The 25,391-nt window shown below is 29.5% G+C and carries 38 protein-coding genes and 2 pseudogenes; 6 read left to right on the plus strand and 34 right to left on the minus strand.

Features of this window, described 5'->3' with window-relative positions; translation table 11 throughout:
* Positions 1 to 103 precede the first annotated feature (103 nt).
* Positions 104 to 862, plus strand: coding sequence for a tyrosine-type recombinase/integrase (locus tag bpuSUM_RS07030; RefSeq protein ID WP_247066967.1), 759 nt, complete (start codon positions 104 to 106; stop codon positions 860 to 862).
* A gap of 294 nt (positions 863 to 1,156) precedes the next feature.
* Here bpuSUM_RS07030 and bpuSUM_RS07035 read toward each other — a convergent pair whose 3' ends face one another.
* The 5 genes from bpuSUM_RS07035 to bpuSUM_RS07055 all read right to left on the minus strand — a co-directional run bounded on the left by bpuSUM_RS07035 (position 1,157) and on the right by bpuSUM_RS07055 (position 4,342).
* Entirely contained in the window at positions 1,157 to 1,945 is a 789-nt protein-coding gene (locus bpuSUM_RS07035) for a DNA adenine methylase (RefSeq protein ID WP_247067317.1), read from the minus strand.
* A complete protein-coding gene (locus tag bpuSUM_RS07040; protein ID WP_247067163.1) occupies positions 1,908 to 2,324 on the minus strand; it encodes a DUF261 family protein in 417 nt (138 codons plus the stop codon). Before bpuSUM_RS07040 ends, bpuSUM_RS07035 begins: the two co-directional genes overlap by 38 nt.
* A 69-nt stretch (positions 2,325 to 2,393) precedes the next feature.
* Positions 2,394 to 2,765, minus strand: a complete 372-nt coding sequence (locus bpuSUM_RS07045) for a single-stranded DNA-binding protein (protein ID WP_247066503.1) — start codon at positions 2,763 to 2,765, stop codon at positions 2,394 to 2,396.
* A 16-nt stretch (positions 2,766 to 2,781) separates the two neighbouring features.
* Positions 2,782 to 2,991, minus strand: coding sequence for a hypothetical protein (locus bpuSUM_RS07050; RefSeq protein ID WP_247067319.1), 210 nt, complete (start codon positions 2,989 to 2,991; stop codon positions 2,782 to 2,784).
* Between the two features lie 10 nt (positions 2,992 to 3,001).
* A complete protein-coding gene (locus bpuSUM_RS07055) occupies positions 3,002 to 4,342 on the minus strand; it encodes a DUF244 domain-containing protein (RefSeq protein WP_247067321.1) in 1,341 nt (446 codons plus the stop codon).
* Positions 4,343 to 4,526: 184 nt separating this feature from the next.
* On the opposite strand from bpuSUM_RS07055, the gene bpuSUM_RS07060 reads away from it, so the two are divergent.
* The 5 genes from bpuSUM_RS07060 to bpuSUM_RS07080 all read left to right on the plus strand — a co-directional run bounded on the left by bpuSUM_RS07060 (position 4,527) and on the right by bpuSUM_RS07080 (position 8,934).
* Complete coding sequence (locus tag bpuSUM_RS07060) at positions 4,527 to 5,624, plus strand: plasmid maintenance protein (RefSeq protein ID WP_247067323.1); 1,098 nt, start codon at positions 4,527 to 4,529, stop codon at positions 5,622 to 5,624.
* 9 nt (positions 5,625 to 5,633) lie between these two features.
* Positions 5,634 to 6,194 carry a DUF226 domain-containing protein gene (locus bpuSUM_RS07065; RefSeq protein WP_247067240.1) on the plus strand — a complete coding sequence of 187 codons (561 nt, stop codon included), beginning with the start codon at positions 5,634 to 5,636 and terminating at the stop codon, positions 6,192 to 6,194.
* Positions 6,170 to 6,931: a ParA family protein gene (locus bpuSUM_RS07070; RefSeq protein ID WP_247067242.1), complete on the plus strand. Its 762-nt coding sequence runs from the start codon at positions 6,170 to 6,172 to the stop codon at positions 6,929 to 6,931. The genes bpuSUM_RS07065 and bpuSUM_RS07070 overlap by 25 nt, the downstream gene beginning before the upstream one ends.
* 51 nt (positions 6,932 to 6,982) lie before the next feature.
* Complete coding sequence (locus bpuSUM_RS07075; RefSeq protein ID WP_247067256.1) at positions 6,983 to 7,504, plus strand: chromosome replication/partitioning protein; 522 nt, start codon at positions 6,983 to 6,985, stop codon at positions 7,502 to 7,504.
* 377 nt (positions 7,505 to 7,881) lie between these two features.
* Positions 7,882 to 8,934, plus strand: a complete 1,053-nt coding sequence (locus tag bpuSUM_RS07080; protein WP_247067264.1) for an ERF family protein — start codon at positions 7,882 to 7,884, stop codon at positions 8,932 to 8,934.
* A gap of 57 nt (positions 8,935 to 8,991) precedes the next feature.
* Here the strand turns inward: bpuSUM_RS07080 and bpuSUM_RS07085 are convergent, their stop codons facing one another.
* The 29 genes and pseudogenes from bpuSUM_RS07085 to bpuSUM_RS07215 all read right to left on the minus strand — a co-directional run bounded on the left by bpuSUM_RS07085 (position 8,992) and on the right by bpuSUM_RS07215 (position 25,389).
* Positions 8,992 to 9,345, minus strand: a complete 354-nt coding sequence (locus bpuSUM_RS07085; protein ID WP_247067069.1) for a BBA14 family lipoprotein — start codon at positions 9,343 to 9,345, stop codon at positions 8,992 to 8,994.
* 1 nt (position 9,346) lies between these two features.
* A complete protein-coding gene (locus bpuSUM_RS07090) occupies positions 9,347 to 9,682 on the minus strand; it encodes a BlyB family putative holin accessory protein (protein WP_247067078.1) in 336 nt (111 codons plus the stop codon).
* The gene (locus tag bpuSUM_RS07095) at positions 9,679 to 9,876 is read right to left on the minus strand and encodes a BlyA family holin (RefSeq protein WP_247067265.1); all 198 of its coding nucleotides are present in this window, start codon (positions 9,874 to 9,876) and stop codon (positions 9,679 to 9,681) included. Before bpuSUM_RS07095 ends, bpuSUM_RS07090 begins: the two co-directional genes overlap by 4 nt.
* A gap of 83 nt (positions 9,877 to 9,959) precedes the next feature.
* Positions 9,960 to 10,877 carry a DUF685 domain-containing protein gene (locus bpuSUM_RS07100; RefSeq protein ID WP_247067267.1) on the minus strand — a complete coding sequence of 306 codons (918 nt, stop codon included), beginning with the start codon at positions 10,875 to 10,877 and terminating at the stop codon, positions 9,960 to 9,962.
* Positions 10,878 to 10,894: 17 nt separating this feature from the next.
* A complete protein-coding gene (locus tag bpuSUM_RS09900; RefSeq protein ID WP_283848861.1) occupies positions 10,895 to 11,020 on the minus strand; it encodes a DUF735 family protein in 126 nt (41 codons plus the stop codon).
* Positions 11,017 to 11,499 (minus strand): DUF735 family protein, encoded by a 483-nt coding sequence (locus tag bpuSUM_RS07105; protein ID WP_283848862.1) that lies wholly within the window; start codon positions 11,497 to 11,499, stop codon positions 11,017 to 11,019. Before bpuSUM_RS07105 ends, bpuSUM_RS09900 begins: the two co-directional genes overlap by 4 nt.
* A gap of 15 nt (positions 11,500 to 11,514) precedes the next feature.
* The gene (locus tag bpuSUM_RS07110; protein ID WP_430644665.1) at positions 11,515 to 12,051 is read right to left on the minus strand and encodes a DUF276 domain-containing protein; all 537 of its coding nucleotides are present in this window, start codon (positions 12,049 to 12,051) and stop codon (positions 11,515 to 11,517) included.
* Positions 12,052 to 12,140: 89 nt separating this feature from the next.
* On the minus strand, positions 12,141 to 12,386 hold the full coding sequence (locus bpuSUM_RS07115; protein ID WP_247067271.1) for a DUF276 domain-containing protein: 246 nt from the start codon (positions 12,384 to 12,386) through the stop codon (positions 12,141 to 12,143).
* A 128-nt stretch (positions 12,387 to 12,514) separates the two neighbouring features.
* Complete coding sequence (locus tag bpuSUM_RS07120) at positions 12,515 to 12,730, minus strand: hypothetical protein (protein WP_247067273.1); 216 nt, start codon at positions 12,728 to 12,730, stop codon at positions 12,515 to 12,517.
* A 188-nt stretch (positions 12,731 to 12,918) separates the two neighbouring features.
* Positions 12,919 to 13,187 (minus strand): annotated as a pseudogene (locus bpuSUM_RS09905) (DUF777 family protein).
* The gene (locus bpuSUM_RS09910; protein ID WP_283848863.1) at positions 13,127 to 13,309 is read right to left on the minus strand and encodes a DUF777 family protein; all 183 of its coding nucleotides are present in this window, start codon (positions 13,307 to 13,309) and stop codon (positions 13,127 to 13,129) included. Before bpuSUM_RS09910 ends, bpuSUM_RS09905 begins: the two are co-directional and overlap by 61 nt.
* Positions 13,293 to 13,580 (minus strand): contractile injection system sheath initiator, encoded by a 288-nt coding sequence (locus tag bpuSUM_RS07130; protein ID WP_247067274.1) that lies wholly within the window; start codon positions 13,578 to 13,580, stop codon positions 13,293 to 13,295. Before bpuSUM_RS07130 ends, bpuSUM_RS09910 begins: the two co-directional genes overlap by 17 nt.
* A 47-nt stretch (positions 13,581 to 13,627) precedes the next feature.
* Positions 13,628 to 14,170, minus strand: a complete 543-nt coding sequence (locus bpuSUM_RS07135) for a DUF777 family protein (protein WP_247067276.1) — start codon at positions 14,168 to 14,170, stop codon at positions 13,628 to 13,630.
* Between the two features lie 2 nt (positions 14,171 to 14,172).
* Positions 14,173 to 15,147 carry a DUF693 family protein gene (locus bpuSUM_RS07140; RefSeq protein ID WP_247067278.1) on the minus strand — a complete coding sequence of 325 codons (975 nt, stop codon included), beginning with the start codon at positions 15,145 to 15,147 and terminating at the stop codon, positions 14,173 to 14,175.
* A gap of 4 nt (positions 15,148 to 15,151) precedes the next feature.
* A complete protein-coding gene (locus tag bpuSUM_RS07145) occupies positions 15,152 to 15,787 on the minus strand; it encodes a DUF792 family protein (RefSeq protein ID WP_247067280.1) in 636 nt (211 codons plus the stop codon).
* A 4-nt stretch (positions 15,788 to 15,791) separates the two neighbouring features.
* A complete protein-coding gene (locus bpuSUM_RS07150) occupies positions 15,792 to 17,066 on the minus strand; it encodes a DUF759 family protein (RefSeq protein ID WP_247067282.1) in 1,275 nt (424 codons plus the stop codon).
* The gene (locus tag bpuSUM_RS07155; protein ID WP_025407617.1) at positions 17,063 to 17,299 is read right to left on the minus strand and encodes a DUF1322 family protein; all 237 of its coding nucleotides are present in this window, start codon (positions 17,297 to 17,299) and stop codon (positions 17,063 to 17,065) included. Before bpuSUM_RS07155 ends, bpuSUM_RS07150 begins: the two co-directional genes overlap by 4 nt.
* A 16-nt stretch (positions 17,300 to 17,315) precedes the next feature.
* Positions 17,316 to 17,738, minus strand: a complete 423-nt coding sequence (locus bpuSUM_RS07160; RefSeq protein ID WP_247066929.1) for a DUF1473 family protein — start codon at positions 17,736 to 17,738, stop codon at positions 17,316 to 17,318.
* Between the two features lie 22 nt (positions 17,739 to 17,760).
* Positions 17,761 to 18,180 carry a DUF1463 family protein gene (locus tag bpuSUM_RS07165; RefSeq protein WP_247066930.1) on the minus strand — a complete coding sequence of 140 codons (420 nt, stop codon included), beginning with the start codon at positions 18,178 to 18,180 and terminating at the stop codon, positions 17,761 to 17,763.
* 3 nt (positions 18,181 to 18,183) lie between these two features.
* Positions 18,184 to 19,311 carry a DUF787 family protein gene (locus tag bpuSUM_RS07170; RefSeq protein ID WP_247067284.1) on the minus strand — a complete coding sequence of 376 codons (1,128 nt, stop codon included), beginning with the start codon at positions 19,309 to 19,311 and terminating at the stop codon, positions 18,184 to 18,186.
* On the minus strand, positions 19,312 to 19,857 hold the full coding sequence (locus bpuSUM_RS07175; RefSeq protein ID WP_247066934.1) for a DUF764 family protein: 546 nt from the start codon (positions 19,855 to 19,857) through the stop codon (positions 19,312 to 19,314).
* The gene (locus tag bpuSUM_RS07180; RefSeq protein WP_247067298.1) at positions 19,854 to 20,222 is read right to left on the minus strand and encodes a hypothetical protein; all 369 of its coding nucleotides are present in this window, start codon (positions 20,220 to 20,222) and stop codon (positions 19,854 to 19,856) included. The genes bpuSUM_RS07175 and bpuSUM_RS07180 overlap by 4 nt, the downstream gene beginning before the upstream one ends.
* On the minus strand, positions 20,213 to 20,593 hold the full coding sequence (locus tag bpuSUM_RS07185; RefSeq protein WP_247067300.1) for a DUF1506 family protein: 381 nt from the start codon (positions 20,591 to 20,593) through the stop codon (positions 20,213 to 20,215). The genes bpuSUM_RS07180 and bpuSUM_RS07185 overlap by 10 nt, the downstream gene beginning before the upstream one ends.
* Positions 20,590 to 20,985, minus strand: coding sequence for a DUF3890 domain-containing protein (locus bpuSUM_RS07190; RefSeq protein WP_247067146.1), 396 nt, complete (start codon positions 20,983 to 20,985; stop codon positions 20,590 to 20,592). The genes bpuSUM_RS07185 and bpuSUM_RS07190 overlap by 4 nt, the downstream gene beginning before the upstream one ends.
* A 29-nt stretch (positions 20,986 to 21,014) precedes the next feature.
* Positions 21,015 to 21,893 (minus strand): annotated as a pseudogene (locus tag bpuSUM_RS10090) (hypothetical protein); the annotation flags it as partial.
* Positions 21,894 to 22,777: 884 nt separating this feature from the next.
* Positions 22,778 to 23,329: a DUF228 domain-containing protein gene (locus bpuSUM_RS07200; RefSeq protein ID WP_247066943.1), complete on the minus strand. Its 552-nt coding sequence runs from the start codon at positions 23,327 to 23,329 to the stop codon at positions 22,778 to 22,780.
* Between the two features lie 15 nt (positions 23,330 to 23,344).
* A complete protein-coding gene (locus bpuSUM_RS07205; protein WP_247067304.1) occupies positions 23,345 to 24,130 on the minus strand; it encodes a DUF228 domain-containing protein in 786 nt (261 codons plus the stop codon).
* Positions 24,130 to 24,687 carry a DUF228 domain-containing protein gene (locus tag bpuSUM_RS07210; protein ID WP_247067306.1) on the minus strand — a complete coding sequence of 186 codons (558 nt, stop codon included), beginning with the start codon at positions 24,685 to 24,687 and terminating at the stop codon, positions 24,130 to 24,132. Before bpuSUM_RS07210 ends, bpuSUM_RS07205 begins: the two co-directional genes overlap by 1 nt.
* 15 nt (positions 24,688 to 24,702) lie before the next feature.
* Positions 24,703 to 25,389 carry a DUF1357 family protein gene (locus bpuSUM_RS07215; protein ID WP_247066949.1) on the minus strand — a complete coding sequence of 229 codons (687 nt, stop codon included), beginning with the start codon at positions 25,387 to 25,389 and terminating at the stop codon, positions 24,703 to 24,705.
* Positions 25,390 to 25,391 lie beyond the last annotated feature (2 nt).

Genomic DNA, 25,391 nt, shown 5'->3' on the forward strand with positions numbered 1-25,391 from the left:
GCAATGGAAACCTTTAAAAATTGACTCTACGTGTAAGTATTTGCTAATATTTTTATAACTAATTTTATCTATTTTTAATATGTTTAGTTAACTTTGAAATTACATGAAAGGAAAACATTTAATTAACTGCAATCTTAACTTAAAAATTAAAGAATTAGAAATGCAAAATCAACGCTTAAGTGAAGAATTAACTTTAATTAAAAGTAAAAGCAAAACTAGACATACTAAAAAATTATCCCCACCTTTAAGATTTTATCTAAATGACAAGACAATTAGACTTGTAAAACGCGCTATAGAGAGATTTAAAGAACAAGACCCAATATCTGGATGGTTTGTACACTTACTCTCAATTACTGGTTGTAGAGGTGTTGAGATACAAAATGTAAAACTTACTGATATATATAAAGAGACGTGTAGTAATGGTGAAGTATTTTATTCTATTCGCGTTAATGTAGCTAAAAAGCGTAGCAATATCTGTATTAGAGAAGTAGTCATTAGTAAATCTGAATTTAAATCTATAATGCAAGCCCATCAAAACTATTTTTTATCTAAAGGAAAAGACACAAGACGTACATATCTATTTCAAAAAAGTAAACTTAAATTTCGTGACAATAAAATTAACATAAGTGAGATCGCAACTAGGTTTAAGGAATTACTCATTAAGGGAGGATTTAAACATCGCAAATCTTTGCATATACTTCGTAATATATTTATAGCATCACTAAAGTCTAGAGGATATAATTCATTTGAAATTAAAGAACTTATGAAATATTCATCTACTTCTGAGATTGATAATGTTTATGGTCTCTCAAGTGCAAGTAAAATACAGGCTTACAAAGATATCAAAACTAGCTTGAAATAACTTTTAAGTTTTGCTAATATTTTTAAGGACTACTCCCCCCACTTCAAGATTTTTACCAAGCACCAGTAAATACCTAATTTAACATTTAGGTATTTATTTTACAAAAAAAATATTTGTTAATCCTTTGTTTTTGATAAAATTATAGTTTATAATAAATATATTCTTTTAACCAAAATCTTATTTTGTAAAGAAAAAGGAACTCTAAACTTTTCTAGAGTCCTTTCTCTTTACGCTTGCATTTTAAACATTTCCGTTCAAGCATAACGAATACTCTTTAAATCCATACTTGACCTATTAGTTTTGTATGAAGTAGCTAGTACCCTTATGTTTAGTTTGATTGAAAATACTAGCTATACCACTAAAGCGTGCTACATAGTTTACAAAAAGATTATGCTTTAAGAAAAGCTTAACTACTCTTAAATCATCAAATTCACTTACTGCAAACTGCCAGTTATATCTCTTAAGCTCTAGAATAAGTCTCTCTAGAGAATCTAAATTCCATCCACGATTATCAACAAGATTCCCATGAGAAATTGAATATGGAGGGTCAAGATATACAAATGTTGAGCTTACCTTGTCTCGATTAGGTAGTGCAGCTAAAAATTTAAATATATCTCGTGATGTAAATATTGCATTATCAAGCATCTCTTTAAATCTAGACTTATATGTTTGAAGGTTTTCTAAAAACAATCTCTTGGCATTACTTCGATCCAACTTCATAGTTGAACTAGATGAACCATAAAGTGAATATAAACATCTAAGCACCATGTACTCAATTTTGTCTCTGTTCTCATCAATTATGCTGTCATAAATAATCGCATCTCTTACACGATTGTAAAGCAACTCAGGGTCTTGCTTTAAGATATAGAAAAACTTATATATAAATTTAGAATTATCATTGAGTATATTATAATGGGCTAATGGTTTTGCAAAAAATACTGCTCCTGTACCAAAAAATCCTTCAATATACTGAGTATGCTTAGGAAAAAGACTTATAATATCAGCACTACAAAGGTACTTAACTTCCTTCTCATGTTTAGTAGTTTCAATATTTCTTAAATATTCTCCTTGATGTAATCTCATATTCAACGCCCCGCTCTTTAAGTGTCAGTGAATCATAAAGTACAGATGACAAATTAGTTGCTATAAAATGATATCCTGGTGTATTTTTAATTTTAACTTCACTTATCTCAAATTCTCCATCTAAACATCTGTAAGCAGGGCCCTCCCACCTCACACTTGCACTGATATCAAACCGTCTCAGCACAGCGCATGGATTTAGAATATAACAATTACTTCTCATACACCCTGACTTAACAAAGTTATGATAATTCCTATTTATATCAAGAACACTAAACTGCAACTTTTTAAAAACTGATACGTAATAATGAAGAGATAAAAAGTAACATCCCCACTGACGTACTGCTGAGACTAAATTTGGATTATTTTGCGTTATTTTCATATATAATCTCACTTATAATCTTTATTTTTTAAACCACCACCCCTACTTCCCTTAACTTAAATATAGATATTAAAAAGGAATATCTTCATAAAACTCATCTTCAAGCTTATTCTCATTAATATCTTGTGTTTTAATTGATGAGTTTAAGACGCAAATATCATTTACCAAAATACTGTATTTACTCTTACCCTCACCTGTACGCTTATCATTCCAACTTGAATAAGATAGAGCTCCACTTAGTACAACTTGAACCCCTCGTTTAAGTAAAGCAGCAAGACTCTCAGCTCTAGCTCCAAAAATCACACAGTCAAAAAATTGAGCCTGTCTTGTCACACAGTTATTCTTCTTTACACCTCTATTATTAGCTAGTGTAAATTTTAATATAGGAAAACTATTACTAGTATAAATAACCTCACAGTTTCTTGTTAAACGACCAGACATACTTAACGAGTTAATATCAAACACCAGGACTCTCCTCATCAGAAATCCTACTTAAAAGTTCCATACGTCTTAAATCACAATCAAGTCTATCAAGATTTTCTAAAAATTCTCGTCTTGCATAATAAGCTTGAAAGAGATCCTTTATACTTCTCACACCAAACTTACATAAAAATCTTAAAATCTTGTAAGTAATTACTAAAATTACAACCATAAACATAAATTTCATAAAGTTACCCTTAAACAGCTTTTAAAATAGGTGTAGACCATTCATTTGAATTACTACTAAAATTAGAAAGCCCATTCACTTGTATATAACTATCACTAAACACCTTAAACCTATCTTTAATGGCTCTTTTTCTCATGTTTAACGAAAATAAAATTCCTTCAAAATTATAATAGATATTATCAATAATTGAATAAGTCCTCATCATATCTTGAATTTTTTCTTTTACTTTTAATTTAACTACTTTGGTAATCTCCTCAGCTTCTTTTGCTTTCTCAGATTCAACTTTACTTATATGCTCAACCATTTTATTTAAAATAAAAATATCATTTTTTAAACCAAGCTCATTCTCAACTTCTAGATTTGTCAACTTAACAAACTTAAGAAATTCTTGTCTAAAGTCTAATTGTGCCAAGGTATTATAAAATTCACTTTTATTTAAAAATGATTTTATTCTCTCAACCAACTCTTCATTACTTGCACTCTCAATATCATTATAGCTTCTCATATACTTAAGAGCGTTGTTAATCTCAACATTAAAAGCCACCATATAAAACATAATCTTTGCTATAAATGCATCGTCTCTCTCAATAACACAGTTTGTAGTATCTCCACCAAATAAAAAGAATAAGTTTCCTTTTTTTAATCCTGTACATAAGAGTTGCATCTGTACTTGTACGTAATACTTAAAGAAATATTTATTATCTAGAAAATTACCAATTCTATTATATTCAGAAGCACCGCATTGTATTTGAAATGAATCGCTGCATTTTGTCTCTAAAAGTTCAGCATCACCTTCCCCGTTAACAAACCAAGCATCAATTGTAGCACCAACTAAACAATCACTCTTTCCAACTTTTTTAAAGTAATTATATTTATCAATACCGTTTGAATATTTATTTTTATGTAATATATGAATATTCTTATCATAGGTTTTTACAAATTCGTCAATTATTAAATTCTCTAAAGCCTTTCCCTTTCTCATACTCAAATTTTCTTCAAATGGTATTTCCCTTCCTATAGCTTTAAGTACTCGCTCTCGCATTAATTTTTCTAAAGCATCAGCACCAATAAACATGCTTCCAACTTCACTCGCTCCTACCCTGTGTAAAGCTCTTCGTTGAATACTAAAGTCAATCTTACTATTAAACCTGCAACACTCATTCTTGTTAATATTAGGTATCTTGCGTCCTACCTTATTTATTTTACTTAACTGTTTTTGTTTACCTTTAAGATTTTTTTGACTCTGATATGCAAAAGATTCAAAACCCTTAAATACCATTTGCCTGTACAAATCAAATTGTTGCATCTCTTCCTTTGATCTTTGTTCATTTATTTTTGTTACATTTACCATATTTAAACTCCTGTTTTTATGTTATAACAAAAATATATAACAAAAAATTGTTTTTGTCAAAACTTTTGCTATATATTTTTGTAAAATTTTATAAAAAAATATTTTTATTAAAAGGACAGTTTACTTTATAGTGAAAATTGCGTTATCATGAATAACAACAATTCACATAAAGCAGGAGATTTAGATGAGGAGAACAAAAAAACCTACCAACAAACACCAACACAAATTAATCGTTTTAATATCTACACTAAATTATATGAACTTAAATCTTAATCAATACACTCAAAGCAACATACTTTATTACTTTAATAACAATATGAAAAAAAACGACCAAAAACCTATTAAACTTAAAACTCTACAAAGCTATCTCTATAAATTAGAAAAAGTATTTAAAGTAACAATTAATTATTACAAACATTTGGGTGTTAACATGGGTACTGAAATTCATTACAAACTTAAATACTCTAAAAAAGAATGTTACCGAATAATCAATAAACACTTTAGAGATAAAAAAGAAGAAAGACACAAAAACCGTGTTAGTGCATATCTTGAAAAGACTTGTACTAAAAATAGCAGTGTAGAAAAATGGGAGTGTTCTAATAATACTTATAATAATAAAAAAGAAGATAAAAACAGAATAAAATCTATAGAAAAATTACAAGTAGAAAAGTACGCTAAGAAATGCAATTTTAAATCAAATGCTTTCCTTTCTATTTTGAATTTAGAAGCGAACAAGGATTTTAAAATTCAATTATTAAAAGCTATTAAAATAGCTGAAAATAGTGAGTATAAAAGAATAAATGATATTAAACCAAATAACAGTAAACTTGAAAGTAAACAAAAAGAATTGAGTAAGATACTAGATGAGATAAAAGCCACTTTAAAGAATGAAGGGTATGACAGTAAACAATTAGAAACCCAAATACAAAACGTATATGAACAATATAAAAATAAACCACACTTTATCATAGAAAAAGATAAATACAGTGATTTAAAAAAGATAATAGTAAAACTTAAAAAAACAGTTGAATTTGCTAATAAAAATGCAAAAGAAAATGAAGGAAACATTAGGAATAACGTATTTAGCATACTTCTTGAACAATTAAGACACAAAGTAGACGTATCGATTTTAGCACCAATATTAAAGAATTATTTAAGCAAACAGAACAAATTAGGATATAGCAAAATATTTAGTAACCATTACTATCATGAGCTTTTAGAGTTAATGGAAAATAATAAAGATAATTTACAATTAGGGGAATCTAAAAAAGTTACTAGTTAAGGATTAATTATGAAGAGTGTGTTAGAACGTCTTAAAAAGAAGAAGTTAGAGATTAAATCAAATAAAAATAAATCCATTTTTCTTAAAATAGAAGAAACTAGCAATAGAAAGATTTATCATACAAAAATTGTGATGGATTTCTATGCATTTGGAGTAGATAAGAAAAAAAAGAACAGATTTTTTGTTACATTGAGAGAATTATTAAATCAAGAAAAAGTAAAATCATTTAATTTATTTTCTATAAAAGGAGATGATAAATTTTTAGGCATTTATTATGGCTATAGTAAACCGATACAGAATGTGGTTAGAAGATATGAAGATAATGGAGTTATCAAAAAGCACACATTCTCAAAAGTTTATTATATAGAATTTAGATTTAAAAAAGGAAGTGTTCGTTGTTACATCAAAGGGATATCTCGTTTACTTAAAAAAGATAAAATTTACACAAAATATTACAGTTCTTTAATAACAACACTTTTGACTTTAGAGAAAGAAGTATATGAGTTTTACAATAAAAAATTACCAGAAGGAGGTCTTATAACTAAATGGATAGAAAAAAACCTAAAGTAATTACGATCGCATCAATTAAAGGAGGAGTTGGTAAAAGTGTTTTAACTATTATTTTCAGTTATGTTTTAAAAAAAATGGGTAAAAAAGTACTTTTAGTAGACTTAGATCCACAAAATAGTATAACTAGTTATTTCATTAAATATATAAAAAATATAGAAGAATTTAATATTTATGCTTTGTTAAAAGAAGATTTTAATACTAATTTTAGTAAATATTTGAATGAGATAAATAACAATATGTATATTATCGCATCTCATCCTATACTGAGAAATTTTGAACAAGAGTTAATTGAATATAAAGAATTATTATTGGAATTTTGTTTAAATGGTAATTTACCAAATTATCATTTTGATTATGTAATTATTGATACAGCCCCAAATTCAAAGGCTTTATTGTTTAATGCTTTAAATATCACGGATAATCTTGTCGTTCCTATTGAAGTTGAAAGGTGGTCAGTTGAAACATTTCCACAGATTTTAAATTCAGTAAAAAAAACAGAGATTATTAAGAATAAAAAAATAGAAGTATCAATAGTAAAAAATAAATTTATCAAAAATAGGAACACCTTAAAAGATATAGAAAACCTCTTAAATGAGCATTATGAAAAGCTTATTAAGGGTAAAATCCATTTTTCGAATGGAATAAGAGTTTTTATTAACGAATTACTTGTTCCAAATGAAAGTGAAAATTATTATAAAGAAATAAAAGAGGCTTTAAGTAACATACTATTTATATAAATAAGTACACCGGGTGTACTTATTTATATAAATAGTATGCAAGGAGGTTTTATGCAAAATAAAAATATTATTTTAAATGATAGAGAGCAAAATTTAAGTACTAAGGATAATAAGATAAAATATGAGGCTTATAAAAATCAATTAAGAGCCATTCTGTTGAATGAAATAGAAGATAGAATTAAGATAATGAAAATTTTATATGAAATTAAAGAAAATAAATTGTATAAAATTGATGGGTATATTAATTTTAATAGTTTTTTAGAAGACTTCGTCATAGCAAGGACCCAGGCTTTTAAATATTTAAAGATATATAAGGAAATATTAAAAGGAACTTTGAATTTAGAAGAGCTTAAAAAAGAGGGTATAAAAGGTGTTCTCAAAAAGATTAAGATATCTCAAAAATCAAAAGAAAATCCAATAAAACCATTAAGATTTCAACTTAAGAGTCAAGAGAGTTATGATTTTTATAAGCAAAATGCAAAGTTTACAAGTTTTTTAATGGATAGGCTTTTTTCAAGTAAGAAAGATCTGATTGAAGAATTTATGAAAGAATTTAAAAGTTTAAAAGGTTGATAGTGGTACAGATTATTACTTTTATTCTTGTAAACAAGTTTTTTAACTCATATACAGTTGAAGTATAAAAATTACGTGTATGTTAGTTTTTTATATTTGAAATAATAGTTGATTTTATTCTAGCTTTATTATACACTAGTTGTTATCAGTAGTGCTATCATTTAGAACTACCTGTTTTATGTTCGTTTAGGATAAGCCTTAGAGCGTGATTAAGCATTCTATTTAAGAGTTCTTAATTATGTTCTAAGGATTTTTTTAATAATCTTATTTTTTAATACTTTTCATATAAAAGTTACTGAAAATAATGCAATAAAAATTGACAAGTTTAGTTTTTGATAATAAAATTATATTTATAACATAGAAACAGGAGTTTAAATATGACAAAAACTAGAATGCGCAGAGCAGTTAAGAAACTGGGTAAACAAAAGATAAAAGTAACAGATATAAGAGTAAATAATCAAGCTTTAGTAACTGATGAGAATCAAGCAAGGGTAAACTTTCTAAAATCTCTATACAGTCTACGTATGAATTTAAGTGGTGTTGCTAAGAATCTTAATGGATATGGGTATAAATATCAAAATTTCAATGAGATAATCAGAGAGATAAAGAATGTTATAAAGAGTAACAATTTAGATATTGATTTCCTGCAATGTCCAACATTTAAAGTTGTGGGAAATAATACAATTAATGTTATTACAACAACATTTTACAGTCCAAGTAGTGGGTATAGCGAGTCATTTGATACTCCAATTTACACAGAAGAATTTTCTTCTCTAGGGGCAAAGAATCAAAATACTTTATCGCAACTTGTAGGTTCATGCATAACATATCATAAAAGATATGCTCTTGTAGGATACCTATCAATAGAGAGTGAAGTTGACACCGATGCTAGTTCATTGGAGCATATTCAAGGAGCTAATGAGGAATTAGCCAGTAGTGTAAATGTTCCACTTGTAAATTCTCTAAAGAGAGATAAAACTGTTAATACTAAAAGAGTAACTAAAGGTGAAACAAAACAGCCACCTGTAAGTCACAAATCTGTAACTAGTCTTGATAAGCTGCCTAAACGTATACCCGTTAAGTATCATTATTACAAAAATTTACTTCAAGCATCTAAAAGAATGCATTCGGTATTAGATCATACACCTTTTGATAGTTTAGAAACAATAGATAAGTTTTTACTGCAATTAAATAATGCTGATGATTCGAGTATACTTGAGTTTTTTGAAACTAAACCAGAGCTTAAGACTATAGATTATTGGAGAGATCTTATAAATAGTTATTTAAAGAGAACAAAGTCTGATCCAGAAGTAATTGAAGGTTTTTCTAAATTTTTAGCCTGCAGAGAGTCAAAATATGGCCAGAGTCCACTCAAATTATTTGGATATATAGCTAGTGATGATAATTTTGGATATCTATGTAATAATTAAGTATAATCTCTATTCCATTTAAAGAGAGGCCTTAAGATAAAAACCTCTCTTTTTTATTTAATTTTGTAATTTTGAATATTTCCTATACACCATTTGGACAATGGGTTTAGTTATACTGATATATTCTTGAAACAAATTGATGTTAAACATTAAATTATCAATTGTACTCTCATATTTCAGTGTTGATGCGTCAAAATAAGTAAACTTAGGATACTTTGGGTCATTAACCTTTTTCTTTGTTCTAGTTAAGAATACTTGTAAGTACATAACATAATCAGATAACTTAGCTTCATAGACACTAAGTTCTTTAATAGTGTGTGTTTTAGGTGGTGTTGGTTCTTCAGTTAGTGATGCTATGGATGTACATGAGAGAATAAGTGTTGAGAGGGTCAATTTTATAAATTTGCTCAAATTATGCCTCCTTTAACATTTTGATGTAAGTACTCATTATCTTGTTACGTTTAGCTCTAAGTTGAGATGTGTATTTTGAAAGCTCATCAGAGTCAATAGAATTTTCTATAATTTCAATGTTAATCCTTAGTATCTCCTCAATTTCAGAAAGTAGTTTAATAGCCTCCCTCCCTTCCATTTGGTATATGCTAGCCTCATATAGAGCGTAAAAATAATTAACCACTTTAGTAAAAATGTTGATGTAAGTAGCAGTATTTTTCCCGTGATGATTATTTTTAATAATTTCGGTAAAGTTATTTAAAATATCAACACTTAATTTAGCAGTGCTTAATTTCATAAATCCTCCCCTTTATCTGTGTCTCCTTTTTGTGTTTTTATCTTACTAGCTAAAATAGTTAGTATATCTTTAATTGCTGGCTTGAAAATCAGCCCAAGACTTAAGATAAATGCAGCAATAATAACTAACTTAACTTCATTGATGTTAATTAGTTGAAGTAAAAAATTTAATAAATTATTATCAAGTTCATTCAATTTGTCTCTCCTTTAATTTAATTTGGTAGATACAACTATATATCAATATAGCAAAAACTAAGGTAAAAAATACAAATAAAAAATTATAGCTTCACAAGTAAAGGAGAGCCACTCACATTCTTTTGCATATACCAACCTTCTAAAATATTTCCATTAAAACCTGTACCGCCGTGTACACTTGAAAGCCTAAATAGGGTTCGTTTTGAAGAATAGCTATATTTTATGCTTACTTCTTTGTTAGATTGAGCAGTTGAATTAGAGATTGCATCAACTTTTACAATTAAATATATAGGAGTATCATCATATGAACTGTCTGTTTGTATAATAATTTCTTCATGGTTAGATGTGGATGTGGCTCCAAGTTCAAAAATATAACGACCATATTTTAAACTAGACATGTACACAGTGTTTCTATAATAATCGTCACTACTATTATAACTAGTTGCTCTTATTGTAGTAGTACTACTTACACTAAAACTATTACTAATACCAGTTAGATATTCTTGTACTGGGATTTTCTTTAAACTAGAGTAGTAAAGTCCTATAAGGTAATGACTTTTGCTTAAATTATCTTCAGGTAAGTTAGATTCAAATTTATTTGTAACTTTACTTATAATACTGTCCATAACACTAGATTCATTATTGTTAAGTTTTTCTACAACTTTACTATATGTCTTTGAAATACTACTAGAGTCATCATTTAAAAATTTGGTAAGTACTTGACTATAAACTTGGTTTATAAAGTTGGAGTCACCTAGTAATTCATTGGCAATTAGTGTTTTGATAACTTGTTTGAAATCATTCTTTCGATCGCCATCATCAATAAATATTTTTGTATGTAAGTCTTTATGGAAGTTATCAAGAGTAATGGCATGACAACTAGAAAACCCATCATCTAGGACTAAAAGATTAGTAGGTTCAAGTTTGGTTACTTTATTTAGATTTTTAATCTCAATTGTATCATCGTGTTTTACAACACTCTCTTGTGCTTGAGTTGACATAAAATCTCCTTAAATTATTATCCTTTAAATTCTCTGACGAATTTACCCTCATGGTTTTGTATCTTAAGTACCCTTCCAATAGGAATCAGTTTTTTGATAAATGCATAAATTGAATGCTCATATCCTTTAGGAAGCAAGGTCATAGTCCAAGCTTTTTAAAGATTTGCCCATTCTCTTTAGTCCTGAATATAATTTTTTTATATGGGGTGTCTTTTGGAGTACTACCTACAATAAATACGATAACATTAGTTTTAATATGACTCTTAAGTTTGATATTAATAACACCAGGTTCTAGGGTAGTAGGCACAATATCAACATTAAGAAAAGCCTTAAATAGTTTTATAAATGATTCATGTGTTCCAATATGACGTAGAGCAAACAGCACACTATCAATATTTTTAGCAAGTGTGTCAAGTGTTTGGTTGGTTGAGTAAATAATTTGTAGTATATCAGATAACCAAAACGCTATGAATCTTGAATTTAAATGCTCGCTAGCATGAGTATCTTCAAAATTAGCAATAAGCTCTTTAATTTCTTTTATGATTTTATTTATAAACACCAGTTCAGTATTTATTATTTTTTCAACTTGGGTGTCTTTAAGAAATGTAGGTATATTTACCATAATCTATCCTTTTTTTTATGAAGAGATATCAATTAGCAAGCGATCAGCATTAAAATCTAGATCTAAAATTTCATTTGCTTGAATTTGAATATTCTCATTTTGCTTGAACTCACTTGTATTAATATCAGTAATTTTTACCTCCAGGTTATCTTTTATAGCAATGGAGATGTCAATGCAATGAACACCTTTAATTTCATTAACAGGAGCAAAGAAATCTTGATATTCAAAACTGATTCCCATATCTGTGTAGTTATTATTTTTAATTCGAGTATAAATTTCTCTAATTTTAGAGTCAATGTTCAAATATATGTGATTTTCAAGATTGACTTTGTATTTACTCTTAAGATATGCGTACTTGCGTTTGCCAATTGATACTTTGTAATCAATTTTTTGGTTTTGGCTATTAATTCCATCTATGAGAATATCGCCTTCAAAAACTGTACCAACAGGACATGTAAGATAAAGTGTCTCCCAAATTAATGCTTTAAGATTAGAGTTTGTAATTTGACTCTTATCTTCACTCATCATCAAGTCATCTAATATTAGGTAAATCTTTGCCTATGCTATTTGAGTTTAATTTTAATATTACCATTACTATTTCGATTGAGACTTACTATTTACTTTTTTTATCTTTAAAAGTTTTAATGTTTTATGTTTTTATTTTTTAAATCTATCTGGTGCAATTTGTTTAAGAAGAGGTAATCTTTAAATATCATCTCATATTTTTTTATTTTATTAGTGCAGTAACACAGTGATACACTAAATTGTGTGGGGTCATTATTAAATGTAATTCCAAACATGTCTTTTAAATATTCACGTTTGGTATTAATTATTTGTTGTATATCCTGTTTTAAAGTTCCAAAGTCAGGATCAAAGAGAATACTCATATGCAAATCTCCATATCTAGGGTGTCGTTTGCAAATTCAAATGTAATGTTTAATTTTTATTTATAATCGTTGTTTCAATGTAGATAGCGTCAATCTTTAGGTCTTGTATAATATTTGAAAGGTAAGTTTTAATTTGTGTTAAAGAACTTACCTTGAGCAAATCTAAAAGCCAAATCATAATCAAATCCCCAATTAGGAGCATTTTTAATACTACCCTTTGGAGTTTTAAGGAAAATAAATAAACGTTGCTTTTGTTCGTTTATTCCATTAATTAATGCTAAGTCCTCATTAAAGACAGAATTAAATTGATTGTCAAATTTGTAAATCCAATGTCTAACCCTCAAGTTAGCAAGTATATTGCTTAATTTAACAAAAAACCTATTTAAGTAACATATTTATCTTAGTTGTAATCTTTGAAGTTACTGTAAAAACTAGGATCAACGACTGATTGTCCAGTAACCCTTAAATTGTATAGACAAGAGACAATCTCTTCTAGTACTGCCTTTTAAACTTGTATTATTAGCTTTAATGTCTATTGGGTGTTGTATGTCAATTGCAAAGTCATTAACTTTGATAGTAGCATTTGCATATTAATAGGCTTTAGAATATAGAAATAGTTTTTATCAAAATAATTATCATCATCCTCATTAAAAGGTTAATACTACTTTGAAGAAGGATAACACTCTCACCTTCGCACAAGATTAAAGTGCATATTTGATATATTTCGTATGTTTTAATCTCTAAATCTGTCTCCCAGAGAGTAAAAACAACACCTTCTTGTGTAGAGGGGTGTTGAAAGATTTAATTATTCCTAGCCTAGAGATAAAGATGTTTCTGTAAGTCCATAGTTTGATCTCTTCTTGTGTTAGTGCTGAACCTTTCATTTGGCTATTCATTCTGTATATTTCATAATTCAAGTTCATATTTATTTAGCTTTGTTTCAATGTTGATAGCGTCAATCTTTAGGTCTTGTATAATATTTGAAAGGTAAGTTTTAATTTGTGTTAAAGAGCTTACCTTAGCAAATCTTAAAGCTAAATCATAATCAAATCCCCAATTAGGAGCATTTTTAATACTACCCTTTGGAGTTTTAAGGAAAATAAATAAACGTTGCTTTTGTTCGTTTATTCCATTAATTAATGCTAAGTCCTCATTAAAGACAGAATTAAATTGATTGTCAATTTGTAAATCCAATGTCTAACCCTCAAGTTAGCAAGTATATTGCTTAATTTAACAAAAACCTATTTAAGTAACATATTTATCTTAGTTGTAATCTTTGTAAGATTACTGTAAAAACTAGGATCAACGACTGATTGTCCAGTAACCCTTAAATTGTATAGACAAGAGACAATCTCTTCTAGTACTGCCTTTAAACTTGTATTATTAGCTTTAATGTCTATTGGGTGTTGTATGTCAATTGCAAAGTCATTAACTTTGATAGTAACATTTTGCATATTAATAGGCTTTAGAATATAGAAATAGTTTTTATCAAAATAATTATCATCATCCTCATTAAAAAGGTTAATACTACTTTGAAGAAGGATAACACTCTCACCTTCGCTAAGATTAAAGTGCATATTTGATATATTTCGTGTTTTAATCTCTAAATCTGTCTCTCCAGAGAGTAAAACAACACCTTCTTGTGTAGAGGAGTTAAAAGATTTAATTATTCCTAGCCTAGAGATAAAGATGTTTCTGTAAGTCCATAGTTTGATCTCTTCTTGTGTTAGTGCTGAACCTTTCATTTGGCTATTCATTCTGTATATTTCATAATTCAAGTTCATATTTATTTAGCTTCTCCTTTGATATTTAAATAATTAGAGTCATCATAAAGCTTCAAGGTAAGTGAGCACTCACCAGTATTGCTTAAAGCAGCACTAGTCTCTATAATGCTACTCTTAACTTCACTCCCCAGAGAGTCTAGAAATTTGACCCTATCACCAACTTTTAGTTTGTGTGTATACATAATCTTGGCATTCCAATATATAAGTCTTATATTGCGGGTACTTCCGATAGCAATTTCTTGTTGCGGGATAAAGTGAAGACCAAAATCTTCAAGTAGTAAATAATTTGTATGTCCAGCTTCAGGTGTTGCGTTAGTAAAGATATAATTACACTCAACATGCTCAAGTCCTAGAGTTGATTCTTTAATAATTTGTCTTTGATCTTTAGGTATAATATCTGTCCTAACACTTTGAACATACTTTTTAGTTATCTTTTCAATAAACTCAAGAGGAGTATTTGCACAAAAACTCTCATCTATAATTTTTGTTCTATCAGCATAACTCATATTGATTATATGTCTATTAGGAAATGCTATAGAGATGGCATTCTCTACACTCATGCCTTGAAATTGATTTATGTCAAGTTTGCGATTGAAATAATTACTTTTTGTTGACAGATGAACTTCAAGATCAACACTAAAATCACCAGTATCATAATCAGTACTCATAGGAACACCTAAATACCCTGACATAATAAAATCATAATCTCTAGAGTCAGCAAATTTTTTATAAAATATCTTTACAATATCTCCTTCATTTACATTACGAGTAAAATCAAGAGATAAATTCCAAAGAGTTAGCTTGATTCTCTTTGCACACACATAATTATTGCTTGAGTAAATATCAGATATTGATATGTCAATGTGTATACCGTCTTCAGTTTTAATTATGATTTTAGGTTTTTCTTCTGATGTGCTAGTTTGACTTAGGTTATAAAATTCGATTTTAAAGTCGTATTTGATAAGCCTGAGATCCATTTTCTTATCCTTTATATACATTAAATGTTTTAAGAACTTCTAATGTGAGACTAATTTCAACCTCATCAAGGTATACTGTGTCTTTAAGGGTAAGAGATGTAATTGCAACTATGCTTCTAAACCCTAGAGTTGGGCTGTAGAGGCTAAATGGTACACTCTCTTGAACTCTGTTAACCAGTTGTTGTTTTGCTAAATTACTAGTATGAGGAAAAATTAACTTTCCAAAAGCCGTACTGGTTGAAAAATTAAGCAGTTCCTTATAAGCACTAGTTAATACAGCATTATTTAGTGTGATAACTTCGCCAGTAAAAGTTGGATTGTAGCTTACATATTCAGCTTTACGTGTATAATAGTCAATTACAGGACGTTTTGAACATGTTGTGGTGTAAGTTGTGCTAATTAGTTCACTTTTAGGTAAAATGAAGAACCCTTGAGGGACATATCCAAGTCCTTTAAAGTCCATCCTTGGACATAAACTTAAGAAATTATATGCCATAAACACAGTAGAGATTTCATTAAATGTTTCTTTAAGAATATTTGTTATTTGTGATGGTGTAAGATTTAAAGGGTCTAGGGTTGCCTTTAGGGGTGCTGTGTCTTTGTATTTATAAGTAAAATCAGTTGTAATTTGTGATATCATATATTTAAGGTGTCCTTATACTTGAATCTTCTTCTGTTTTAAGTTTATCAAGACTCTTACCACCATCTCCGCCTAAAAATTTAGGAAGTATTGCTTTAAGTCTTGCAATTAATGCGTCTAGAGAAAAAATACTTTTAATGCCCTTTATTAAAGGGTCGGTAACATGTGTTTGAAAATTAAACGTTAAAGCCCAATCGAGTATTTTGTTTAAAGAAGTAACTAACGGTTCTAATACCTTGGCAGTAAGTTTTGAACCTGTGTCATTAAGCTTTTCTAAGCTACTTTTAGCCTCTTCGCTCGAGCTTGAGTAAGTAGGAAATTTAAGTGAGTTCCAATCGTTAATTACTTCCTTTAGTTTATGACTTCTGTAATCAAGGGCCTGGCCTGGTGCTAGTATGTCATATTCCATTGCGGCTCGTTCATTATATTTACCAGTAAACTCTTTAAATGAGCTCATAATGTCATAAAGAGGACCGCTTTTACCTTGCAAGAATTCTACTACTGCTTTGGTAGCCGAGTTAGTATCATCAACAACCCCAGTAGATTTAAGCTTTGCAGCAAATTCTACTGCCTTTTTAAGATTACTTTCATTGTTTTGACCTAAAAATACGAGTTCTTTTCTAATTATCCCAGCCAAGTTTAGGAAATCTTCTCTCTCTAAATCCCTTTCAAATCCGGAAATTCCTTTAAGCATACCACTTAGTGATTTCTTCTCACCTTCTGTAAATACTTTTGAAGTAATTGAATGTGTTTTACTTAATTTTGCATTGTCTTCTAAAGATTTCTTAGCATAACTAAATATTCCCGAAGCACCACTACTAACAGCATTTCCAAGAGCAGTCCCAGCAGCGATTTTTAAAATACTAGCGCCTTTAAGAATACTACTTTGAACGGTTTTGTTAAGTGCTATTTCTTTGTGCCGCCCACGTTTCAAATTTTCATATTCTAGTAGTCTTAGCTCTTTAGTTGACATTAAGGAATGCTTGAATGCTTTTCGCCTAGCGTTTTCAAATGTGTATCCAAGCTTAATGAGTTTTTTAGTCTCACTGAGTCTAAACTTTTCTACACCCTCCCTTAAACGTTCATATTTGTTTTGTTTAGATAGTTCACGTTTCTTCTCATATAAATTGTGTTTTAATATATCCTTAGTACTCTTTAGATGTGATCGCTTAGGTTTAATTAAACGTTCTAGTTTAGAAATGTCGCTCTCTAAAGATTTGCGAGTTGATGCGTGATCAAGTACACCTTTAAATTTAATTGTAAATTTTGTTGTGTTCATAATACACCTTTACTAAGGAACATTTCAAATATTTGCTTTTCAAGTTTAAGTTCAGATATTTTGTTAACTTCCATTAAATCTTTATAATTTAGTGTTTTGACGTCATTTAAAGTGCAAACACCCATGATAATTGGAAAGAAATATTTGTTTTGTTTTATCTCTTCAAGTAGCTTAAAATATTCAAGCTTAGTTTCATGTAATACTTGTATATACTCATTACTACTGCTTTTCATAAATTTTAAATACCTTCTATATTTTGATATTTTGTATTATCTCTTCATAATTCCAACTATCATCAATGTAATCAAATTGTATAAAGCCACTAGTATTATTTAGATAATGACTTAAGTAAACTAAATTTGGTCTCTTAAAGTCAGGATCTGATTTGAATGTATCAAACTGAATTGAGTAAAGTATGGCTTGAAGATATTCTTTATAGTAAGTAATGTACTCTCTATTTTCATTTAAGATAAGATAAAATTCATCTAAAAATCCAGGTTTAATCATTAAATTAGTAATTTCGTTTAAGTATTTAATTTCATTTAGTTTATGTATGCCTTCACTTTGTGAAAATCCTAATATAGAGTCCCACTTGTAAACAGGAAGTACTCTAACTTCAAATGTATGCGTCTTACTTTTAGTTAAAATATTCATTTTGTAACGTGTAATCACAAATCCTCCTTAATTATTAAATTTAATTGTCAACTGTGCATCCAACAGCTCTTATCTCAAAAGTAACTTTTTCAGCTTCAACAGAGTAACTTCTTGAAGGTTCTTCTGCAAAAAATGCAGAGTTAGATATGATTTTGATGTCTTCTAGGTCATTGAATACTAAATCTAACATTCTTTCATTTTTACTTTTGGATATGTTATAAAATTGGTCTTTTGAAAGCTTTGTTAGGAGTTTGTAATCATAAGTACCAATTGAAACCTCAATATTGAATATGAAAACAATGGTTCTAGGGTCTCTAAAGCTAACTATAGGCATTCCTCTATCTTCACTGCTAGCTACCGCTCTTGTTGTAGGTTCACTTGTAAGTTCTAACTTACCGCTTTGAATCTCATGGCCGCCAATAGAGAAAACTATGTTTCTTAAATCATAACATTGTGTCATTTCTTAAGTCTCCTTTAAGCTATTTAAGTAATTTTGTATATCTTGTGCTGTAATGTTTAGAAGAACTGCGTTCATAGAGTAGTTATAAGTAATCTCTACTGATAAGAAAAGCTTTAGAGCTTGTGTTGGTGATATTTGGGTTTTAAGATTAGAGTACGCAACAATTACACCCCTATCAATGAAACGTTTAAGCATACACTCAACAGCCGCACTGTAAGCATTGTCTCGCTTACCTGAGAGTTGCAATTCTGATAATTTACTATTTTGTCTGTTATTAAAATTCCATACTCTAATAAGCTGTGATGTAAGTTCATATTTGATATAATGATAAGTGAAAATTTCATCAATTGGAGCACCTTCAAGTGTGACTCCTTCTTTAAAAGCTTTAACACCATCAAGACCAGTCTCATTAAGCAGTGCATAAAAATTAATATTCGCGTTCCGAAGTTTAGAAATTGTATCATTATCAGTAATAGGCTCCAAGCTGCTAAATTTGAGTCCATAAGGATTAGCAGCTTGAAATATGCTAGCTTCATGTAAGTATTTAGATATAAATCTTAAGTGAAGATGTGCATCACCTTGTGAGTGGATAACAATAATTTTAGATTTAGAATTCGCACCATCTTTAAACAACTCTTTTACTTCAGATTCTTTTGTTGCAAATACAAAAAAGTGCTTATCGTCTTTAAAATGTGTATAATCATCTTTGTAAAGTACAAGCCCATCACCACCATCACTGTTATTTACGTAAGTGTTTATAAGTACAATAAATGTATATCTATTGTCTTTAAGCTCTGATTTTATTGCTTTTGATTCAGTTCCTTCTTTATATATGAGTAGTTTAACTGATTTAAGTCCAGAATCACCTGCTGAGAAGAATGCTTGGATTGCTCCCTTTAAGTATTCCTTCTCTTTACCAAATTCATCATCACTATTACTTCCTTCCTTCTCAAGTACATCAATTTGTCTCTCAAAGCTATTTATATTTAAGTTTAATATCTTAATCTTAGGCGTTGTGGTGTTAACTTTAATTTTGGAACATTTGTACACAAGTAAAGGTGTGTAGTAATTTACATAATTTATATCTAATTTAGAATGTACCAAATTCACACTAATTGTATCTTGTGGCATTTACTTCTCCTCCTTAATTAGTTGTTCGATTACTTGCACACTAGCTTTAAAAGCTTGATTGCAACAATATGCAGCATTGCTATAATTAGAATCAATTTTAACAAGTCCACTATTTTGCATATTTGTTGTAGGATAAATATAAAAATTAAGTTCAGTTAAGTACCGCTCATCTTCACTTTGCAGCGTTACCTTATGAGTATTCTCATAAATAAAATCACTAAGTAGACTATAGATTTGAAACATTGTGTAATAAGCATCTCTCTCTTTAGAGCTTATAACCTGACTTAAGATGAATATTTGAAAATTCAGGACAAACTCATTCACATTCTTATAAAATGCACCAGCTCTTGAGCCTAATGTTAGGTCATCCATATTTTCAAATTTAATTGCAATAATGTTTGCACACTCAAGAGTGTATTTAGACATGTATGGATGATTGTATGTATTAATTAAATCTAAATTTAGAGCTAATTTAGAAGTACGTTCTTTAAAATTTTTAAAATACGAGATTAGGCTTTTATGTATGTCTTTTGTACTTAATATCACTCATTTATCCTATAGCTAATAGAATGTATCATCTCCTCAGTATCAACTAGAGTAACTTCTGGATGATGCGAACCTTTATCTCTCTTAAAGTCAATTGTCTTGCTAGATAGTGCGGGTTTTACCTTTTTTGACATGACATAATTTGTGTAATAAGTAATAAATGCTTCTCCTATAGCTTGCATGCCTTTTTTTGGACTTTTAAGAAAACAGGTTCTTATATAAGGTGTATTTATATACTCTCTAAATTCATAAGCCTCAGCTACAGAATAAAGATGTGACCTTATAGGCAATTTGCTACTACCCATCTGATGAAGACTTGCAATTTTAGCATTGCGTTTATCAAACCAACCAATCTCTACTTCCATTCTACTTCCTTCAAAATCATAGTAAGATAGCCAATACTAGAGTCGATACTTAAAATTTCATAAAATGTACTTTGAGCTGAAATTCTATCTTTAAGTTCAAACTCTAGACTAGAGGTAGTATAAAGTTTATGAAGTGACTTAACATCATAAAGATTAATTTCAGGTAAACTTGCAAGCGTGTCAGCTTTGATACTAAAGAGTACCCCTGTAAACTTGCTAAACTTACCCTTATCATAAGTTATCTCATGGGAATCTAACTCCTCACACTTAGAGTAATTACCTTTGTGAAGTTTGAAATTCTCTTCATTTTGAAAGTAAGAGATTACTCTTGATGCTAGTCTTGAAAACCCATTTCTAACGTTACTAATCACTTTATAAATCCTATACAACAAGAGGGCATGTTTGTTTGGCTTTTTAGAGCACCAAGTAGCGATTCAAACTGTCTACAAAAACTTAAATTAGTATTAGCCTCATTACTAGCAGGATGATATGAAATTTCAAGCTCATTTAGCTTTTCATTTTTAATCCTCTCAAGGCCAAATTCACGTATTACTCCTGCTTGACTTAGCTTGCAGCCTATATAGTAACAAAGCAGTAATATCAGACTTGAGGAGCTAAGCATACGAGCATCAATGCTTTTAGTAATTATTATCATCTCAAGTAATTCTGTGTAAGTTTCAAACTGTGTAAATGATAATATGTCTTCATTTAAGTTAAGTAAACTTAAGACTTTACTGTGAAGTGTTTGAAGCTCGCCTGACATATCTTCTCCTCTCCTAATAATTATTAACTTTATGCCTTAATATCAACTCTTAAAATAGTATTTGCTGTTGCTAAGAGACCACCAAGCACAAAATCAAGGTATGAATGTGCAATAGTAGTTGAATCCTTATCAATTTGTTCATTTGGAATTGGCAACATGTATTTACTTGGTTTAAATTTAATAAGCTCTGCATTTAATGGATAAATTAGTATCTGATTTTGAAGTAAGTTACTTGTCTGTATATATACTTCTCTTCTATTATTAACAGCCTTTATGGTCTTAATAAGGAAGTCTTCCCATGAATCATTAGAAGAATAGGTGTTAGATGATGAGGACGTATTTGTTATTGCATATGGTTTGATAAGTTTCAAACTGGTTTGTGGATCAACTAATACCATAAATGGTGTTGAGAATTCATCTCCTAGCTCTAATTTTGCAAGTCCTGACTCAATCTTTTCAAATATCTTATCCATTTTATCTTTATCGCTACTTTGAACTTCTTCTTTAACTTGTTTTGGCATATTAAGAAGTCCGTACATATTAGGAAGCATGCGTTTTTCATTCTTTCCATCTCTCTGGATTGAAACAGCACCTGTTAAGATAAAATGGTCAATAAGTTTAATAATTTCATTGCTTGCAAGCTTATATGCTTCTCTAAAGGGGAGTAAATTGTTATTTACATCACCTGCATAATCATTATTTTTATAAAACTTCTCAGCGGTTTGCTTTAAATGTCTAAACCTGTACTGTAAGCTAAGGTAATTAAGCTTGATTGATTCTGATTTAAATCCTATCGTTGCAATAGTATTAACTTCATTTACTAATGTTGTAGGATTTGCATCAAGAAACGCATCCCATTTTATTGTTTTTAAGTATCCTATCGTTAAATTGACATCTTCGATTTGTTCATTTGGAATTGGCAACATGTATTTACTTGGTTTAAATTTAATAAGCTCTGCATTTAATGGATAAATTAGTATCTGATTTTGAAGTAAGTTACTTGTCTGTATATATACTTCTCTTCTATTATTAACAGCCTTTATGGTCTTAATAAGGAAGTCTTCCCATGAATCATTAGAAGAATAGGTGTTAGATGATGAGGACGTATTTGTTATTGCATATGGTTTGATAAGTTTCAAACTGGTTTGTGGATCAACTAATACCATAAATGGTGTTGAGAATTCATCTCCTAGCTCTAATTTTGCAAGTCCTGACTCAATCTTTTCAAATATCTTATCCATTTTATCTTTATCGCTACTTTGAACTTCTTCTTTAACTTGTTTTGGCATATTAAGAAGTCCGTACATATTAGGAAGCATGCGTTTTTCATTCTTTCCATCTCTCTGGATTGAAACAGCACCTGTTAAGATAAAATGGTCAATAAGTTTAATAATTTCATTGCTTGCAAGCTTATATGCTTCTCTAAAGGGGAGTAAATTGTTATTTACATCACCTGCATAATCATTATTTTTATAAAACTTCTCAGCGGTTTGCTTTAAATGTCTAAACCTGTACTGTAAGCTAAGGTAATTAAGCTTGATTGATTCTGATTTAAATCCTATCGTTGCAATAGTATTAACTTCATTTACTAATGTTGTAGGATTTGCATCAAGAAACGCATCCCATTTTATTGTTTTTAAGTATCCTATCGTTAAATTGACATCTTCGATTTGTTCATTTGAAAACCATTTGTAAAATACTGGTGTTTTTATCTCCGGGAATACATTTGCTATTTCTTTAGCATAATAGTTTTGGTCATATAATTCTGACATTTTTAAACTCCTTTAATTTATTAACTTGGCTTACCTTTATTACCATAAACAGCCACATGTACTATGTAAAGGTTATCCGTACTATCAATTTCGATTGAATTTGACAATGCTACTGCATTAATTTTGTTATTACTTGAAGTATTCTTTTCAACTTGTCCATTTGAGTTAAATTTAAGCTTATCTTTTTCCTTAATAGAATTATCTTTAGCTACAAGATACCCTTGAAATCTATTTGTAATAGGAATTACTGTTGCGGTACTAGTAAATTCATCAACATCTATGCATATTCCATAAAGGTCATCCTCACCTCCAGCTTCAACATGTGGTTCATAGTGTGGATCTACAACACGTTTTACTCCTCTTTTGTATGGATAGCCTTTAAAGAAGTAATTCTCTAACTTGTCATGCTTACTAGTTAGAGTCCCGCCAGAATTACTAAAATGTAAATTCTTATCTCTAAAATCAGTAGTGTTACTAAAGACACAACCATCATTGCTAGGATTCTTCATTAGCTTTTTTAGTTTTTTAGCTTGTTCTTCATATTTATTTACTAACTCAGTTACACTTGACACTGTAATCCTCCTATTTTAAGAAATTGCCTTATTACCATAAAGAGATATCTTTACTAAATACAATTTATAATCTTCTTGCCCTCGCTTATCATTCTCATCAGTAAGGTGTAATGTAAATATGTTACTTAGTGCAATTGCGTTAATTGAAACTGACGAGCTACTAGATGCTTTAATCACTTCTCCATTTGAATTGAAATCTAATCTATCACCTATTGCAATCCCACTTGAGCTTCCAGATACAACGTAACCCTCAAAATTATCAGTTATTGGTATTACCGTTGCCACATTAGTATTCTCATCTATATCAATGCATATTCCATACATATTCTTGCCATCAGAAACTTCTACTTGCACTTCATCAGATTTACTTGTTTCAATTTTTAATTTAACAGCACGTTTGTATGGAAATCCTAAAGATGGGTATTCTTCTAATTTATCTGTGCTACTTGATACAGATTGACATATAGCATCAAATGTTAAATTTTTATCTCTAAATCCAGTCTTGGCTTTAAAAACAGGTGACTCATCATCAAAACTTTTAGAGTATTTTCGCAATTTTAACAAATATTCTTTAAGCGTCTTACCTTGGTCTGTCTCTAGTACTGCTGCATGTCTCTTACCTCTTCGCCTAACTTTTGTAGAATCATCTTGCATGGATGCTTCTTGTTCTTGTTCTAGTTGTTGTTTTAAAACCTGGATAACTTCAGTATCATCCATTTGAGAATAAATATCAGAATCAACCGATTCATGCTTAACATTTGGTATTAAGTTTGGATCTTGATGATCTTCTCTACTCACCATTAATTAATCCCTCGATTCCCAAATATACTTACAAGTGCTATGTACAGGTTTTCATTAATTTTAAATGCCTTTGATAAGGCAGTACCATTAATAACACGAGAACCTGAACCGCTGTCATTTTCAATCTCTCCATTAGCATCAAATTTAACTTTGACACCTGGTGTAATTGAAGATTGACTACTCTTCTTTACTACTAAATATCCAGTAAAATTATTTGTAATAGGAATTACTGTTGCGGTCCCAGTAAACTCATCAATATCAATGCATATTCCATAAAGGTCAGAACCACCCCCAGCCTCAACACAAGGTTCATAACCATCCTCAAAAGATAACTTTACTCCTCTCTTGTATGGATATCCCTTAATTGGATGATTTTCTAACCTATCAACACTGCTGGATATAGTCCCACCTTGATTTGCAAAGTGTATTCCTTTATCTTTAAAACCTATATCTACATGAAATAGACCAGCATCTCTATTTGGGTTCTTCATTAGGTCTTGTATTTCTTCTACTTTCTTTAAGTATTCTTCTCTAATCTGTGTTATAGTCTGTGACATATATACTTATCTCCTTTAAGCAGCTTTTTGACTTTTAAGCTTATAAAACTCATGTCTCATGTCTTTATAACCATTTGCAATAGAAATACTAAATTCATCAAAGTTTTGGGGACTAAAGTTAGAATTTAATATGGATATATCCTCATTTATTAAGTCAAGTTTAATCTCCCCTTTTGGACTGGAACTAGTAGTAGAGCGAGTTCTTTTTCTTATATTTGATTTAGCAAGGTTTACAAGTTGTTCAAGTACTTTTCCATCTAAATGTTGTACTTCCCTTACATTAGCAATAGCTTGAATATCATCAACCGGTACATATTTCCTAACAAGTTCCCTACGTTGTGCTTGTATTATATCTTTCAGTGAGTATCCCCTAGCAAGAAGTGTCTCTTTATTGAAATGTGAACTTAAATGTTTACGTGCTAAAGTATCAATCTCATTAATACGAGTAGCTTCACTGAGTAATCTATTTTCTTCTTCCAAGCGCACTTGTGAATCAGCAAGCTCTTTTGATATCATCTCATTAATACTTAAATTCTTATCTTCAGATTCTTTTGCTGCTTTGTACGCTTTATATTCTTCATATTCCTTATATTCTTTTAAACTTAAAGTAATACCATTGCTACCCTCCAAGTTATCCTCTACACTCTTAGCTAAGCCATCATTTTGTGTGCTATCTATATTTTCTTGTATGTTTTGATTCATAA

Source organism: Borrelia puertoricensis (genome assembly GCF_023035875.1).
GTDB classification, from domain to species: domain Bacteria; phylum Spirochaetota; class Spirochaetia; order Borreliales; family Borreliaceae; genus Borrelia; species Borrelia puertoricensis.

Excerpts from the sequence above, each read along its gene's own strand:
- bpuSUM_RS07040 (WP_247067163.1), bottom strand. The coding sequence starts at position 2,324 with ATGAAAATAACGCAAAATAATCCAAATTTAGTCTCAGCAGTACGTCAG.
- bpuSUM_RS07105 (WP_283848862.1), bottom strand. The coding sequence starts at position 11,499 with ATGGTAAATATACCTACATTTCTTAAAGACACCCAAGTTGAAAAAATA.
- bpuSUM_RS07165 (WP_247066930.1), bottom strand. The coding sequence starts at position 18,180 with ATGACACAATGTTATGATTTAAGAAACATAGTTTTCTCTATTGGCGGC.
- bpuSUM_RS07070 (WP_247067242.1), top strand. The coding sequence starts at position 6,170 with ATGGATAGAAAAAAACCTAAAGTAATTACGATCGCATCAATTAAAGGA.
- bpuSUM_RS07090 (WP_247067078.1), bottom strand. The coding sequence starts at position 9,682 with ATGAAATTAAGCACTGCTAAATTAAGTGTTGATATTTTAAATAACTTT.
- bpuSUM_RS09910 (WP_283848863.1), bottom strand. The coding sequence starts at position 13,309 with ATGAACTTGAATTATGAAATATACAGAATGAATAGCCAAATGAAAGGT.
- bpuSUM_RS07205 (WP_247067304.1), bottom strand. The coding sequence starts at position 24,130 with ATGGTGAGTAGAGAAGATCATCAAGATCCAAACTTAATACCAAATGTT.
- bpuSUM_RS07115 (WP_247067271.1), bottom strand. The coding sequence starts at position 12,386 with ATGAGTATTCTCTTTGATCCTGACTTTGGAACTTTAAAACAGGATATA.
- bpuSUM_RS07080 (WP_247067264.1), top strand. The coding sequence starts at position 7,882 with ATGACAAAAACTAGAATGCGCAGAGCAGTTAAGAAACTGGGTAAACAA.
- bpuSUM_RS07035 (WP_247067317.1), bottom strand. The coding sequence starts at position 1,945 with ATGAGATTACATCAAGGAGAATATTTAAGAAATATTGAAACTACTAAA.
- bpuSUM_RS07065 (WP_247067240.1), top strand. The coding sequence starts at position 5,634 with ATGAAGAGTGTGTTAGAACGTCTTAAAAAGAAGAAGTTAGAGATTAAA.
- bpuSUM_RS07190 (WP_247067146.1), bottom strand. The coding sequence starts at position 20,985 with ATGTCAGGCGAGCTTCAAACACTTCACAGTAAAGTCTTAAGTTTACTT.
- bpuSUM_RS07030 (WP_247066967.1), top strand. The coding sequence starts at position 104 with ATGAAAGGAAAACATTTAATTAACTGCAATCTTAACTTAAAAATTAAA.
- bpuSUM_RS07145 (WP_247067280.1), bottom strand. The coding sequence starts at position 15,787 with ATGATATCACAAATTACAACTGATTTTACTTATAAATACAAAGACACA.
- bpuSUM_RS07210 (WP_247067306.1), bottom strand. The coding sequence starts at position 24,687 with ATGTCACAGACTATAACACAGATTAGAGAAGAATACTTAAAGAAAGTA.
- bpuSUM_RS07140 (WP_247067278.1), bottom strand. The coding sequence starts at position 15,147 with ATGGATCTCAGGCTTATCAAATACGACTTTAAAATCGAATTTTATAAC.
- bpuSUM_RS07180 (WP_247067298.1), bottom strand. The coding sequence starts at position 20,222 with ATGGAAGTAGAGATTGGTTGGTTTGATAAACGCAATGCTAAAATTGCA.
- bpuSUM_RS07170 (WP_247067284.1), bottom strand. The coding sequence starts at position 19,311 with ATGCCACAAGATACAATTAGTGTGAATTTGGTACATTCTAAATTAGAT.
- bpuSUM_RS07150 (WP_247067282.1), bottom strand. The coding sequence starts at position 17,066 with ATGAACACAACAAAATTTACAATTAAATTTAAAGGTGTACTTGATCAC.
- bpuSUM_RS07155 (WP_025407617.1), bottom strand. The coding sequence starts at position 17,299 with ATGAAAAGCAGTAGTAATGAGTATATACAAGTATTACATGAAACTAAG.
- bpuSUM_RS07100 (WP_247067267.1), bottom strand. The coding sequence starts at position 10,877 with ATGTCAACTCAAGCACAAGAGAGTGTTGTAAAACACGATGATACAATT.
- bpuSUM_RS07215 (WP_247066949.1), bottom strand. The coding sequence starts at position 25,389 with ATGAATCAAAACATACAAGAAAATATAGATAGCACACAAAATGATGGC.
- bpuSUM_RS07060 (WP_247067323.1), top strand. The coding sequence starts at position 4,527 with ATGAGGAGAACAAAAAAACCTACCAACAAACACCAACACAAATTAATC.
- bpuSUM_RS07135 (WP_247067276.1), bottom strand. The coding sequence starts at position 14,170 with ATGAACTTGAATTATGAAATATACAGAATGAATAGCCAAATGAAAGGT.
- bpuSUM_RS07045 (WP_247066503.1), bottom strand. The coding sequence starts at position 2,765 with ATGTCTGGTCGTTTAACAAGAAACTGTGAGGTTATTTATACTAGTAAT.
- bpuSUM_RS07055 (WP_247067321.1), bottom strand. The coding sequence starts at position 4,342 with ATGGTAAATGTAACAAAAATAAATGAACAAAGATCAAAGGAAGAGATG.
- bpuSUM_RS07075 (WP_247067256.1), top strand. The coding sequence starts at position 6,983 with ATGCAAAATAAAAATATTATTTTAAATGATAGAGAGCAAAATTTAAGT.
- bpuSUM_RS09900 (WP_283848861.1), bottom strand. The coding sequence starts at position 11,020 with ATGACCTTGCTTCCTAAAGGATATGAGCATTCAATTTATGCATTTATC.
- bpuSUM_RS07050 (WP_247067319.1), bottom strand. The coding sequence starts at position 2,991 with ATGAAATTTATGTTTATGGTTGTAATTTTAGTAATTACTTACAAGATT.